Origin of the sequence: Enterococcus sp. DIV0167, assembly GCF_050541555.1 — a bacterium.
Taxonomy (GTDB): Bacteria; Bacillota; Bacilli; order Lactobacillales; family Enterococcaceae; genus Enterococcus; species Enterococcus faecalis.
Genome location: NZ_CP172933.1, coordinates 1,202,513 through 1,216,307, shown reverse-complemented (window position 1 = coordinate 1,216,307; position 13,795 = coordinate 1,202,513). Strand labels below are relative to the sequence as shown.

At 36.6% G+C, this 13,795-nt stretch carries 12 protein-coding genes and 1 pseudogene; 3 read left to right on the top strand and 10 right to left on the bottom strand.

The window, feature by feature from the left end; genetic code table 11:
- Window positions 1-99: 99 nt before the first annotated feature.
- On the top strand, window positions 100-1,386 hold the full coding sequence (locus IGM09_RS05960; protein ID WP_002361770.1) for an NAD(P)/FAD-dependent oxidoreductase: 1,287 nt from the start codon (window positions 100-102) through the stop codon (window positions 1,384-1,386).
- 40 nt (window positions 1,387-1,426) lie between these two features.
- Here IGM09_RS05960 and IGM09_RS05955 read toward each other — a convergent pair.
- A pseudogene (locus tag IGM09_RS05955) lies at window positions 1,427-2,104 on the bottom strand (ATP-binding cassette domain-containing protein); the annotation flags it as partial.
- Here IGM09_RS05955 and IGM09_RS05950 point away from each other — a divergent pair.
- Entirely contained in the window at window positions 2,105-2,611 is a 507-nt protein-coding gene (locus tag IGM09_RS05950; RefSeq protein ID WP_002357693.1) for a hypothetical protein, read from the top strand.
- 25 nt (window positions 2,612-2,636) lie between these two features.
- Here IGM09_RS05950 and IGM09_RS05945 read toward each other — a convergent pair whose 3' ends face one another.
- Complete coding sequence (locus IGM09_RS05945; RefSeq protein ID WP_033624954.1) at window positions 2,637-4,031, bottom strand: 6-phospho-beta-glucosidase; 1,395 nt, start codon at window positions 4,029-4,031, stop codon at window positions 2,637-2,639.
- 141 nt (window positions 4,032-4,172) lie between these two features.
- On the opposite strand from IGM09_RS05945, the gene IGM09_RS05940 reads away from it, so the two are divergent.
- Window positions 4,173-5,171, top strand: a complete 999-nt coding sequence (locus IGM09_RS05940) for a LacI family DNA-binding transcriptional regulator (protein ID WP_002360405.1) — start codon at window positions 4,173-4,175, stop codon at window positions 5,169-5,171.
- Window positions 5,172-5,206: 35 nt separating this feature from the next.
- Here IGM09_RS05940 and IGM09_RS05935 read toward each other — a convergent pair whose 3' ends face one another.
- From IGM09_RS05935 to zapA, 8 genes are all read right to left on the bottom strand, one after another.
- Window positions 5,207-6,469: an ABC transporter permease gene (locus tag IGM09_RS05935; protein WP_002357698.1), complete on the bottom strand. Its 1,263-nt coding sequence runs from the start codon at window positions 6,467-6,469 to the stop codon at window positions 5,207-5,209.
- Window positions 6,462-7,361, bottom strand: a complete 900-nt coding sequence (locus IGM09_RS05930) for an ABC transporter ATP-binding protein (protein WP_002357699.1) — start codon at window positions 7,359-7,361, stop codon at window positions 6,462-6,464. The genes IGM09_RS05935 and IGM09_RS05930 overlap by 8 nt, the downstream gene beginning before the upstream one ends.
- A 104-nt stretch (window positions 7,362-7,465) precedes the next feature.
- Window positions 7,466-7,723: a DUF3884 family protein gene (locus IGM09_RS05925; RefSeq protein ID WP_010713433.1), complete on the bottom strand. Its 258-nt coding sequence runs from the start codon at window positions 7,721-7,723 to the stop codon at window positions 7,466-7,468.
- A gap of 151 nt (window positions 7,724-7,874) precedes the next feature.
- Window positions 7,875-9,671 (bottom strand): excinuclease ABC subunit UvrC, encoded by a 1,797-nt coding sequence (gene uvrC / locus IGM09_RS05920; protein ID WP_010775818.1) that lies wholly within the window; start codon window positions 9,669-9,671, stop codon window positions 7,875-7,877.
- A 164-nt stretch (window positions 9,672-9,835) separates the two neighbouring features.
- Window positions 9,836-10,150, bottom strand: a complete 315-nt coding sequence (gene trxA, locus IGM09_RS05915; RefSeq protein ID WP_002357703.1) for a thioredoxin — start codon at window positions 10,148-10,150, stop codon at window positions 9,836-9,838.
- Window positions 10,151-10,247: 97 nt separating this feature from the next.
- Entirely contained in the window at window positions 10,248-12,614 is a 2,367-nt protein-coding gene (locus IGM09_RS05910) for an endonuclease MutS2 (protein ID WP_033624953.1), read from the bottom strand.
- A gap of 110 nt (window positions 12,615-12,724) precedes the next feature.
- On the bottom strand, window positions 12,725-13,273 hold the full coding sequence (locus IGM09_RS05905; RefSeq protein WP_002357705.1) for a CvpA family protein: 549 nt from the start codon (window positions 13,271-13,273) through the stop codon (window positions 12,725-12,727).
- Between the two features lie 19 nt (window positions 13,274-13,292).
- Window positions 13,293-13,736, bottom strand: coding sequence for a cell division protein ZapA (zapA, locus tag IGM09_RS05900; RefSeq protein ID WP_002357706.1), 444 nt, complete (start codon window positions 13,734-13,736; stop codon window positions 13,293-13,295).
- Between the last annotated feature and the right edge of the window lie 59 nt (window positions 13,737-13,795).

Genomic DNA, 13,795 nt, shown 5'->3' with positions numbered 1-13,795 from the left:
TTTCAATTAGCTGGTTCCTTAGTTTTATTTATTTTTTTCCTTAAATCCAGAAAAAATCCTGTAATTATGGTACACTACCTATTGAATTGGAGGAGAACTATGAAGAAATTTGATGTAATTATTGTCGGTGCTGGGACGAGTGGTATGATGGCCACGATTGCGGCCGCAGAAGCTGGTGCTCAAGTATTATTGATTGAAAAAAATCGCCGTGTTGGGAAAAAATTATTAATGACTGGTGGCGGTCGCTGTAATGTAACCAATAATCGGCCCGCAGAAGAAATCATTTCATTTATTCCTGGGAATGGAAAATTTTTGTACAGCGCATTTTCACAATTTGATAACTATGATATCATGAACTTTTTTGAATCCAATGGTATTCACTTAAAAGAAGAAGATCACGGACGCATGTTCCCTGTTACAGATAAATCGAAGTCAATTGTTGATGCGCTATTTAACCGCATTAACGAATTAGGAGTCACTGTTTTTACAAAAACACAGGTCACAAAATTACTACGAAAAGACGATCAAATAATTGGCGTTGAAACCGAACTGGAAAAAATTTATGCACCATGTGTTGTATTAACAACTGGCGGCCGCACTTATCCTTCCACAGGAGCAACTGGTGATGGCTATAAACTAGCCAAAAAAATGGGGCATACTATCAGCCCACTCTACCCTACCGAATCGCCTATTATTTCTGAAGAACCTTTTATCCTTGATAAAACGTTGCAAGGTCTCTCTTTACAAGATATTAATTTAACTGTTTTGAACCAAAAAGGAAAACCTTTAGTTAATCATCAAATGGATATGCTGTTTACACATTTTGGCATTTCAGGACCTGCCGCGCTCCGCTGTTCTAGTTTTATTAACCAAGAATTAACTCGCAACGGCAATCAACCTGTCACGGTAGCCTTGGATGTGTTTCCGACAAAATCTTTTGAAGAAGTGCTGAAAAATGTTGATTACATGATTGAGGAACAGCCAAATAAAGTGGCAAAAAATGCCTTTCATTCTTTAATACCAGAACGTCTGCTCACTTTTTATCTAGAGAAACTAGCAATTGAAGAAGTGCCTGCCAAACAACTAACAGAAAAGCAACGTCTTTCCTTTGTGGAACTACTGAAAGACTTTCAGTTCACTGTTACGAAAACATTGCCTTTGGAAAAATCTTTTGTCACAGGCGGTGGGATTTCCCTCAAAGAAGTGACCCCTAAAACAATGGAGAGCAAATTAGTCAATGGTTTATTTTTTGCTGGTGAACTTTTAGATATTAATGGCTATACTGGAGGCTACAATGTTACAGCTGCATTTGTCACTGGACATGTTGCTGGCTCCCATGCCGCAGAAATTGCAGAATACACCTATTTACCAATTGAAGAAGTCTAAACAAAAAGTCGCTAAAATAGCGACTTTTTGTCTACTTTTTTTATTTATCAATAATTTTCCCGTTTTCTAAATAAATAGTGCGGGTGGCTACTTTTTCCACAAACGTTTCATCATGCGAGGTGAAAATTACTGTTCCTTGATAGGCACTTATAAATTCTTCAAGTGCTTGGATTGTGTCTAAATCAAGAAAATTGGTGGGTTCATCCAATAAGATGATATTATTTGGTTCTATAAATAATTGCGCCAAAGTAATTTTTATGGCTTCGCCACCACTTAGAGAAGATATCTTTGTCTGTAAATTTTCTTGTTGAAAACCTAGCCGATATAAAAGTGAACGCACAATCTTTTCAGAATAATTTGTCCGCTTCAATAAATAAGTCAACAGTGGTTCATCATTTTTTAATCGATAATCTAATTGATGATACGTTCCTAACCGGACTTTGGGAGAAAAGTAAATGGCCGGGTGACGGGCTTCAATTTGTTGAAGGAAAGTACTCTTCCCAGCACCATTTTTTCCACAAAGTGCTATTTTTTCGTTTAAAGGAATTTGAACGTTCACTTGGTTAAGAATTGTTCGATTCTCATAAGCGAAAGTTAAATTTTCAATTCTAATTGGATATGGATTGTATAAAGAGAACTGATTATTAGTAGGAAAAATAATTTTTCGCTCTTGTTTTGCTTGCGCAACATCGGGTAATCTGTCAATTCTGACCCTAATATCAGAGAATCGGACTTTAGTAGGATACAATTTTACCGAAACTATGGCAAAATAAAGACGGAGGTGAAAACCATGAAGATTACATTGACACGAAAAACATCAGCTTGGGGCGCGTTACGCTATTTTACATTTTATAAAAATGGTGTGCATCAAGGGAAACTTTTTACTAATGTACCTATTGAAATTGAGGCTGATCCTGGTGATGTTTTAACGTTCTATGAAGGCTGGTTCCAATTTTATCGGCGCATTGAAGTTACTGAAGATACCAAAGAAATCACGATTATCAATTCTAAAAAATTACAGCACGTTTTTTATACCTGTGTCGTCTTATTTTTAATTTTAACGCTATTATTCCTTTCCGCACAGAAACTTTCGACATTTATTATTGCTGAAATTTTAATTTACTCTGGTATTCAGTGGCTGTTCCGGCAACAAACCTATCATTTTACTGTCAAGAAAAAAACGGAATCCTTTGCTTCCTATTCTAAAAAAAGTATCGCACACTAAACGAATCTTTAGCGTGCGATATTTTTTAATTACTTTTCATTAATTCGGCCACATATGTGACTGTTTCTGGTTGTGTTTCTTCAATTTTATTAATCGCATCTGCAAAATTCGGTAAATGTGCTTTGTGGGCAATTAATAATTCGTCCAACAAGGTCTTCGCCATGACGCCGCCAGGAACTAATGGATTAATAGTGAAAGCATGCAATGCTGCGCCGTAATCACCATTGATGGCTGCTCGAATAACCGTTTCTTCCATAGCTTTCATATTTTGAATAATTCCTCGTGCTGCTGGCGGAAAGGCCCCCCAGTTGTAAGGTTCATGGCCATGTGCTGTCACAGGTCCAGATACTTCTACAACACAATCATACGGTAAATCAGTAATTGTCCCATTATTTTCAGTAGAAACAACCATATCCGTTCGTTTATCATTATAGATTGATGCGATCATTTCACAAGCTGCATCGCTATAGTGTGTGCCGCCCCGTTCTTCTAATTCTTTTGGTTTGTAATCTAGTTTGGGATCTTTATACAATTCAAACAAACGACCTTCCGTTTCTTTAACCACTTGTGCTCTTGTTTCGCCCCGTTCATACTCTTCGACGGAATGCTTCAACATCTCATCTTCAATATAATAATAGCGATGATAACCACATGGTAACATTCCTAAATCTTTTAACTGTTCATAATGGAACGGCGCATCAAAAATATTTTTCAAATGACTTTCTTGCTCTTGCTTAGGTCCGTAAATTAAATCAATGAGTTCTTGTGTTCGCTCTTGTCCTTCTTTGTCCCAAACGCGGTGCCAATGGAAATGATTAATTCCAGCAAATTTAAAGAATAAGTCTTCTTCTGGAATTCCCAGCATTTCGGCCGCTTGTTTTCTATGACCAATCGGCACATTACATAAGCCAACTGTTTTTTTCCAACCGCCATGTTTAATTGCAGCTTCCGTAACCATTCCAGCTGGATTAGTAAAATTCACTAACCAAGCATCTGGGCAAAGGCGTTTCATATCGTCAATAATAGCTAAAATGACAGGAATTGTTCGAAATGCTTTAAACATTCCTCCCGCGCCATTTGTTTCTTGGCCTAATACTCCATGGGACAAAGGAATCCGTTCATCTTTAATGCGAGCATCTAATAATCCTACACGGAACTGTGTTGAAACAAAATCCGCCCCTTTTAAGGCTGCTTCACGGTCCAAGGTTAAATGAACTTCCCAATCTAAACCAGCAGCTTTAATCATGCGCTTCGCCATTGCACCTACGATTTCCAATTTTTCTTTACCAGCTTCAATATCGACTAACCAAATTTCCTTAATTGGCAGTTCATCTTTTCTTTTAATGTATCCTTCAATTAATTCAGGTGTATAACTAGAACCGCCACCAATTGTTGCAATTTTTAATGCTCCTCTTGTCATCCGTCTTCTTCCTCCTTGATTAAATTGTTATCGTTTACATCTTTAGGATAAATTATGGGAATGTTCCCATGTCAAGCACTATTTTCAAAAAAATGTATGCTATACTTCTTATAAGAATACATTCCACTTTGGAGGTAAAAAATGACGTCTATCATTGATGTAGCAAAAGTTGCCGGTGTCTCGAAATCGACTGTTTCTCGCTTAATTTCTGGAAAAGGATATGTGAGTGCCGATAGTCAAGAAAAAATTCTCAAAGCAATGAAAGAATTAAATTATACCCCGAATTATGTGGCGCGGAATTTACGAGCAGGTGCCACAAAAACTATTGGCTTTTTAGCCCCTAGCTATTTAGGTTCCTTAGGTATTTTCTTGAATCGCTTTATTTCAATTGCCAAAAAATACAATTATTCCGTAACCTTATTTTTTACAGATGGCGATCAACAGAAAGAAATTGATGCCTTGAACCAATTAAAATACAAACAATTAGATGGCTTGTTTTTATTGACACGAACAAATGAATGGTCGGTGATTGAGCCTTACAGCGCGTATGGCCCTTTAGCAACCTGGCATCGTATCGATTCACCTAATATATACTCTTCCTACATTGATCATTACTCTGGTTACTATCGTTCCTTAGAATATTTACAACAACAAGGATACCAAAAAATCGGTCATGTCCTCGGTAATCCCGAAAATTTAAACACGCACGCACGAAAACGTGCAATGAAAGATTTTTATGAAAACACTCAGGCACCTTGGCAAGCTGAGTGGCTGATTAATGATCAGTATACTAACCATTCTGGTCGCAAAATTGCCCATTACTGGCAACAATTAACCGAAAAGCCAGAAGCTTTGGCCTTTTATAATGATCACGTAGCAGCTGAGTTTATTTCAGAACTTGAAAATCTAAATTATGCCGTTCCTCGCGATGTCGCTGTCATTGGCTTTGATAATAGTTATGTCAGTGAATTGATGCATATTACGACTGTTGATTATGCCATTCAGTATCAAGCCGAAAACTCATTTATTTACCTATACAACCAATTAAATCAGACGAACATTCCTGAAAAAAAATTAACCGTTCGTCTAGTTGAACGACGAACGGTGCCTAAAAAAGACCCGGCAGATCAGTCACTTTGACTGATTTACCGGGTCCTTTTAGAGTTAAACAAAAATTATTTATGCTTTTGTTCATTTTTTAAAATAGAAATTGACTGTTTTAAGGATTGAATCATGCCGCCTTCGCTGTATACAAGAACGTTTGATTTGTATAAACGAGCAGAGAAGATTGTTAAAATAATTCCAAAAACTGCCAAAATCACTAATGAGACAATTGCTTCCATTGTTGATGCCGTTTCGGTCGCCAAGCGTACTGGCATAATGTATGACGAAATCAGCGGAATAAAGGAAGTCACTTTCACCACGATATTTTGTGGATCATTCGTCCCAAACGTAATGCCAATCATATAACCGATTAAACCAATATACATGATGGGCTGAACTGCTTTTGCTGTATCCTCTGGTTTGGAAACAAGAGAACCACAAAGTGCTGCCAAAACAGCAAAAACGAGAATACCAATAATGAAAAAGCCTAATGTAAAAATAAAGGTTGATGAAAAGATACTTTGTGGTGAAATACCACTTAATAGACTTTTCATAAAATCAAGATTTTTCAATTGAGAATAGCCGAGAACAAACGCCACTCCGTAAATAAAAATTTGTGTTAAAGCTACTAGAATAACCCCAGTTAATTTGCCATAAAAATGGGTTTGCGCTTTTGTACTAGAGAGAATAACTTCCATGATTCTAGTGCCTTTTTCAGAAGCAATCTCTTGGGCAATAATTGAAGAATAACTGCTGATGAAGACAAATAACAAAATTGTTATCCCCATTGCTAACGCCATTTGAATCCCTGTGTTATCTTCTCCTGTTTTTATTTTGCCATTTTCATCAAAACTAATTTTGGCTTTTTTAAATGTTGCTTGTTGATTCAACATGGCAACTTGCTCAGCTGTTAGGTTTAAACGATTGGCATTCGCCATTGTTTGTAATTGGTTTAACATTTGAGGAATTAGCATCTCGGTTGCATTTCCTAAAGAGCGTTCAGAGTAAAGCTGACCAGAAATCTGATTATCTGTAGTGTCCAAAAGTAAATAGGCATCAATTTTCTCGTCTTTTAATTGTTCTTGGGCCTTTTTCTCAGAAGAAACAGCTTTGAAAGAAAAGTCCTCTGTTTTATTCTTTGTCAACTCTTTAACCAGCGCTTGGTTTTCCGAAACCAGACCAATGGTAGTATCTCCTGAAAAACCGCTAGCTAGAGAGCCCGCTAAGTAAACAATTCCTACAAGAAGAAATGGCGCTAAAATCATGATTAAGAAAGACAGCGACTTCACATTTTTCTTATAGACATCAGTCGCAATAATCCAAAATTTACTCATCTTGCCCACCTACTTTCATTTTGAAAATTTCTTCCAATGTTGGTGGTTGTTGATTAAACATTGGAATGTAGCCGTTGGCTGTCGCTTTATCAAACAACACTTTGCCCACTTCAGCGTTTTCTAATGTCGCTTCTAAGACGCCATCTTGTCGCAAGTGTGCTTCTTTCACACCTGCTGTAGCAGCAACTTCCTCAACAGATAACGGTGATTCTAAAAATAATTTTGTTCGACCAAATTGTTGTCGAATTTCATGAACCTGACCATCTAAAACCATGCGTCCATTTTTTAACATGACTAAATGGTCACAGATTTTTTCCACATTGTCCATATTATGACTGGAAAAAATGACACAAGAACCTTGATTTTTCAATTCAATAATGCCGTCTTTTAATAATTCTGCATTAACTGGATCCAAGCCACTGAATGGTTCGTCTAAAATAATTAACTTCGGTTCATGAATAAGTGTCGCAATCAATTGAACTTTTTGTTGATTGCCTTTTGATAAAGATTTAACTTTATCCGTTTTTTTGCCTTTAACTTGAAATTTTTCCATCCAAAAGTCAATTTTAGGTTCAATTTCTTTTTTAGTTTTCCCCCGCAATGAAGCGAAATAAATTAGTTGGTCTTCAATCGTAATTTTAGGATATAAACCCCGTTCTTCTGGTAAATAACCAATAATATTGTATTCTTTTTCGTTTAATGGTTGACCATTCCATAAAACCGACCCGCTATCTTGTGTTAAAAAATTTAAAATCAAGCGAAACGTAGTTGTTTTCCCGGCACCATTTTGGCCAATTAATCCTAAAATTTTCCCGTCCGGTATCGTAAAGGATACATGATCAACTGCTTTAAAATCCCCAAAGGTTTTGACTAACTCTTTTACCTCTAACACATAAACGCCCCCTTCACTTTTTCTAAACCGCTGTTTAGTTACTCATATCGTATCTTTACTGTGTTGGCTTGTCAATGACAATTGTTATGGAAAGATGCTGCACTTTAATCAGACGCTTTATTTTCTGCTAAACGAAAAAGACCATCCGTCTCGGCAGAAATATGCACTTCATTTGCGGACAAGCCTGTACTTTCATAAAATGTATTTTTAAATTCCTTTGCCGATTTTGATGATTGGCAGGCCCAAATTCGACCTGTACGATTCAGCCACGTACCCAATTCATTTATTAAACGCTCATCAATCAGTAATTGATTTGGTACTTTTTTAAATTTTATTTGATAAACGGGTGTTAGTATTTTCATGATCAGACGTCCTCTCTTTTAAGTTAGTTTTAGTATATCACGAAAGAAATCGTTATCATATTTTCTTGAAAGTTCAACTTTTCATGAAAAAATTGAATAAAAAAAACAGACAAATTAGGAAAAGCACCTAATTTGTCTGGTTCATTTTCATTTATTTTTCTATCTCAGAGGTTGTTTCTTGACGCAAATGACGATACACATTCTTTGCGACAGTTTCAGGTAACCCAGCTTTTCTTAATTCTTCAACACTGGCTGACGTAATATTTTTAAGCGATTTAAATTCTTTTAAAAGATTTTTTTTGCGTTTCGGTCCCAAGCCTTCAATGTTATCTAATTTGGAAGCAAAACTATTTTTACTACGTAATTGACGATGGAATGTGATGGCGAAACGATGGACTTCATCTTGGATTCGTTGCAACAAGAAAAATTCTTGTGAGTTTCTTTCCAATGGTACAACTTCTAAGTTTGGACCAAATAAAAGTTCACTCGTTTTGTGCTTGTCGTTCTTGGCTAATCCAGCTACAGGAATATCGACTCCTAGTTGATTGGCTAACACATCTTTAGCAACATCGACTTGGCCTTTACCACCATCGATTAAAATTAAATCAGGAAAAGGCAAGCCTTCTTTTAAAACTCGTGAATATCTGCGATAAATGACTTCTCTCATAGAAGCGTAATCATCAGGACCTTGGACGGTTTTTATTTTATATTTTCGATACTCATTTTTAGCTGGCCGTCCGTCAATAAACACAACCATCGCAGAAACAGGGTTTGTTCCCATAATATTTGAATTATCAAATGCTTCAATTCGAATGGGCGCAGGTATGTTCATCGCATTGCCTAATTTTTCAACTGCGCCAATTGTTCGTTCTTGTTTCCGTACAATCAAATCAAATTTTTCATTTAAAGCAACTGCAGCATTTTTACTGGCTAATTTAACCAGTTTTTTCTTTTCTCCCCGTTGCGGCTGCAAGACTTTCGTAACTAATAAAGCTTCGACGCTTTCTTTATCAATGTCATCAGGAATCAAGACTTCTTTTGGCACAAAATGCTCATTCTCTTGATAAAATTGTCCAATAAAAGTTAAAAATGCTTCACTGGCATCATCATAAAATGGAAAAATCGATACATCACGTTCGATTAATTTTCCTTGTCTGACAAAGAATACTTGGACACACATCCAGCCTTTATCAACAGCATAACCAAACACATCACGATCAATTAAATCCACATTCGTCATTTTTTGGCGAGTCATAACTGTTTCAATCGCTTTGATTTGATCGCGAAATTCTGCAGCTTTTTCAAATTCCATATGTGCAGCTGCATAAGCCATTTTTTCTTGTAAGCGGTCTTGAATTTCTGTATGTCCACCAGAGAGAAACCCTTTAATCTCTTCCACCATATCTTTGTAGACTTGCGGATCCACATCAAAAGCATAGGGACACAGACATTGTCCTAAATGGTAATACAAACAAGGTGTTTTTTGCGACGGATTACATTTTCGCAAAGGAAAAAGCCGATCTAACAGTTTCTTTGTTTCATTCGCTGCATTTACATCTGGATATGGCCCGAAATATAACGCTTTGTCTTTTAAAACCTTTCGAGTAATCATTAAACGAGGATATTTTTCGTTTGTGATTTTGATAAAAGGATAGGTTTTATCGTCTTTTAACATGATGTTATATTTGGGATTATTTTTATGGATTAAATTAATTTCTAATAAAAGTGCTTCAATATTCGATTCTGTCACAATATATTCAAAATCATCGATTTCACTGACTAATCGTTCTGTCTTAGTATCATGGCTACCACGAAAATAAGACCGGACACGGTTTTTCAAAATTTTGGCTTTCCCAACATAGATAATCGTGCCGTTTTTATCTTTCATTAAATAACAACCAGGTTGATCAGGAAGCAGTGCTAATTTATTTTTTATTCGTTCGTTCATACGATACTTCCTTTCTAACAAAATACTTCATCTATTATACACCTCTTTTTGTAATTAAACAAAAAAAGCCGCTACTTTATGTACGAAAGAAACAGCCTGAAAAGACAATCGCTAATGATTTCTCTTCAGACTGAATCAGACTATTCGTAATGACTAATCAACGTTTATAAGTGTTTGGCAATCATTGCTTGCAATTGGTCTTTTGTATGAACACCGACTGCTTTTTCAACAACTTCGCCATCTTTTTTCAATAGCAATGTTGGGATGCTCATGATTCCAAAACTTGCTGGTGTTGCAGGATTTTCATCCACATCCATTTTGACGATTTTTACTTCGTCTTCATCATATTCTTCAGATAATTGTTCTAAGATGGGTGCTTGCATACGACAAGGGCCACACCAAGTTGCCCAAAAGTCGATTAAGACTAATCCTTCATCTGTTTCTGTTGCAAAATCTTTATCGGTAATTGCTTGTGTCATTTCACAAACCTCCTACTCTTTACTCTTATTACATGCTTAGTATAACATGTCATCTCTAAGATAGCGAGTGTTCTGCTTACTTATTGTAAGTCCTTGTTTATTGGAATTTTACGACAGTCGCACCATTACCACCTTGGTTTTGTGGCGCAAATTCATAGCTTTTCACACTGCGGTGATTTTTTAAAAATTCCGTTATTCCGGTTCTTAATGCACCTGTTCCTTTGCCGTGAACAATGGTTACTTGTGGATAGCCCGCTAGAATCGCAGCATCAATGTATTGGTCAACTTCTGCCAATGCTTCTTCGTAGCGTTTGCCACGTAAGTCTAGTTGCGTGCCAACATGGCTGCTTTCTGCAGAACGAACCGTTGTAACTCTTGGTTTTGCTTCTTTTTGTGGAGCGACAGGCGTCATATCCTCTTCAGATACGTTCATTTTTAAAATGCCTAATTGGACTTGCCATTGTCCTTTGCCGTTGTCTTTTAATAAGGTCCCTCGTTGGCCGTAGGTATTAACAATTACTTCATCGCCAACTTTTAATTTTTTCTGCTCTTTCGCCTTCTTCAGCACTTTGTTTTTAGCAAGCTTGGTTTCTTCATGGTGTAATTGAGAAAGCTGTGTTTTCGCATCAATTAACTGATGTTCTTTGACACCACCTTGTTGGCCACTTTCCAATTGCATTTTGCGAATATCAGAAATAATGGTTTCTGCGTTTTCTTCCGCTTCTGCAATAATTTTATTTGCTTCTTTCCGCGCTTTTTGTAATTCTTTTTCTCGTTCTTCAAAAAACACTTGATAGGCTTCTTTCAGTTCTTTATGCAAAGCGGCCGATTCATCAACATAGTGGCGAGCTTCTAAATATTCAGTTTCGGCCATTTTACGACGGTTTTCCAAGTCTTCAATCATTTCGTTTAAATCTTGACTTTCACCGTCCATTATTTGTTTTGCAGCTTCAATAATACTATTGTCTAATCCAAGACGTTTCGAAATTTCAAAAGCATTACTTCGGCCAGGCACGCCAATTAATAAACGATAGGTTGGACTCAAGGTATCTACATCAAATTCCATACTGGCATTGATTGTTCCAGCTCGATTATAACCATACACTTTTAATTCAGGATAATGGGTTGTTGCCATCACATAGGCTCCTTTAGCGCCCAATGAATCTAAAATGGCAATCGCTAAAGCGGCCCCTTCTTGCGGATCTGTCCCAGCACCTAATTCATCAAATAGTACTAAACTTTGATGATCGACTTTCTTTAAGACAGACACGATATTCGTCATATGTGAAGAGAAAGTACTTAAACTTTGTTCAATCGATTGTTCATCCCCGATATCCGCAAATACTTCTGTAAAAATCCCCATTTTACTTTCTTCTTCAACTGGAATAGGTAATCCAGCTTGACCCATTAATTGTAAAAGACCTAACGTTTTCAGAGTAATGGTTTTCCCGCCGGTATTAGGCCCTGTAATCACAATTGCTTGATATTCTTCTCCAATCACAATGTCATTGGCTACAGCTTTTTCTGGATCCAATAGTGGGTGCCGGGCTTGTTTAAAAACTACATGATTTGCTTGACTAATTTCTGGAACAACTGCTTTTAGTTCTTTTCCTAGTCGCGCCTTAGCATTAATAAAATCAAGTTTACCGATGACATAAGCATTATGCGTAATTTCTCGGCGATAAGGGACCAACTCAGCCGACAGTTCTGCCAAGATGCGAGTAATCTCATTTCTTTCGGCAATTTGTTGTTGTCGCAAACGATTATTCATTTCTAAAATTTGTTTAGGTTCAATAAATAAGGTTTGTCCTGAAGCACTTTGGTCGTGAACCACGCCACCAAAAATATTTTTATATTCTTGTTTGACTGGAATTACGTAGCGTTCATTTCGCATAGTAACAAGGGCATCACTCAGATAACGTGCGTTTTTCCCACGAATAATACTATCTAGTTCTTCTCGAATGGTCTGCTCACTACGACGAATATTTTGCCGAATTGCCTTTAAAGCTGGCGAAGCTTCATCTGTGACGTAGCCATCATCATCAATGGCTTGTTTGAGTTGGCGATTTAATTCAGGCAAAACTTCTAGTTGCTCTCGCCACATATATAAACGTTCAAAATCCACTTCATTTTCACTTAACTCATCAAAAAAACGAGTCAGTTCTGAAGTAGTCGACAAGACACGGCCTACTTGTGCTAATTCTATGCCATTTAAATCCGCACCAATTTCAATCCGTTTCATGTGTGGTTGGATATTTTCTAATTTAGGAATGGGGATTCCACCACGTAATCGTTGAACTTTTAAACCATCCTGTGTTTCATTTAGCCATGATTGAATTTTATTTTCATCAGCAATCGGTAATAATTCCGAAACTTCGTTTGTCCCCTGAGCTGTCACAATAAATTGCAACAACTGTTGTTTTACTTTATCAAACCCTAATGTTGATAGAATACGCTGATTCATTTTTCCACCTACTTTTCTAACTTTTTCATTTGTTGAAAAGACTGAGACATAACATAAGAAGTTTCGCTTTGCTCACTTACTTCTTATCTCTATCTCAGTCCCATTCAGCTTTATTTCGTAATTGGTTCAACCCATAATTCATATGCTTGTTTTGTTAGAATTGGGGTATTTTTTACAATGCCTCGTGCCAAGCCACTTGATCGAAACTGATTTTGGACAATATCTGACGGAATCATTGACGCCGTAGCTAACACTAGAAAAAGACCCACGTATAACACAAGAACACTTAATACGCCACCTAATAGTCCATTTACCTGTTTCAAAACTGGAATAAATGTTAATCCATGTAAAAAGATCGCTAAAAAACGAACGACTAACCAGCCTGCAAACAGCAATAATAGAAACGCAACCGCTGAATAAAAGGCTTTGTCCAAGTCTAAAGAAATCTCTTGATTAAAAAAGACAAGCTTTGACGTTGGCGTAACCGATGGATATGGAATATACAATTCTAAATGAGAAGCGACCTCTTTGTAATAAGTTCGAGCAACAAAATATGAAATTAAGTAACCTACCGAATAGAGCACTTGTAAAATCAAGCCTCGTTTAGCTCCTGTATAAAATCCAAAGGCTAAAAGTAATAAAATAAGTATTGTTAACATCTTGTCATCCTTTCAGGAACTACTCCGAAACACCTTTATTTTGAATCTGCTGTTTTCGATTTTCATTCAAAATTTGTTGGGCTTCCACATGATTATGAATTTCTACATCTTCTTGTCCATTCTTTTTCAAAACATCCCGTGCTTCTTCTTCGATAATTTCCATTCGGCGCACACGATTCTCTAATTCAGCCAAACGAATGGTTTTCTGTTTTAAATCTGCTACTTGTTTTTCCAATTTTAAAGCATATTCTTGTTTTTTTAGTTGATCTGAAATTGCATTAATTGCTAATAAAACAGAAGCTTGTTCCGTATCAGTTTGCGGAGAAAGATGTTTAATTTCCGCCAGTTGTTCGTTGACAATTTTTGTGACTAAATCCATATGTTGTTTTGACTCTTGGCCAATAATTGTATACGTATGGTCTGCAATGATTGCTTTATATCGTGTTTTTTCATTTGATGCCATGTTGAGGTTCCCTCCTGTAAATCAATCCATTCTTGCTTATTGTACCATGAAAAAAAAGC

Coding starts and splice junctions, on each gene's coding strand:
- uvrC (WP_010775818.1), bottom strand. CDS start 9,671: ATGAACGAACGAATAAAAAATAAATTAGCACTGCTTCCTGATCAACCT.
- IGM09_RS05905 (WP_002357705.1), bottom strand. CDS start 13,273: ATGTTAACAATACTTATTTTATTACTTTTAGCCTTTGGATTTTATACA.
- trxA (WP_002357703.1), bottom strand. CDS start 10,150: ATGACACAAGCAATTACCGATAAAGATTTTGCAACAGAAACAGATGAA.
- IGM09_RS05910 (WP_033624953.1), bottom strand. CDS start 12,614: ATGAATCAGCGTATTCTATCAACATTAGGGTTTGATAAAGTAAAACAA.
- IGM09_RS05935 (WP_002357698.1), bottom strand. CDS start 6,469: ATGAGTAAATTTTGGATTATTGCGACTGATGTCTATAAGAAAAATGTG.
- zapA (WP_002357706.1), bottom strand. CDS start 13,736: ATGGCATCAAATGAAAAAACACGATATAAAGCAATCATTGCAGACCAT.
- IGM09_RS05940 (WP_002360405.1), top strand. CDS start 4,173: ATGACGTCTATCATTGATGTAGCAAAAGTTGCCGGTGTCTCGAAATCG.
- IGM09_RS05925 (WP_010713433.1), bottom strand. CDS start 7,723: ATGAAAATACTAACACCCGTTTATCAAATAAAATTTAAAAAAGTACCA.
- IGM09_RS05960 (WP_002361770.1), top strand. CDS start 100: ATGAAGAAATTTGATGTAATTATTGTCGGTGCTGGGACGAGTGGTATG.
- IGM09_RS05945 (WP_033624954.1), bottom strand. CDS start 4,031: ATGACAAGAGGAGCATTAAAAATTGCAACAATTGGTGGCGGTTCTAGT.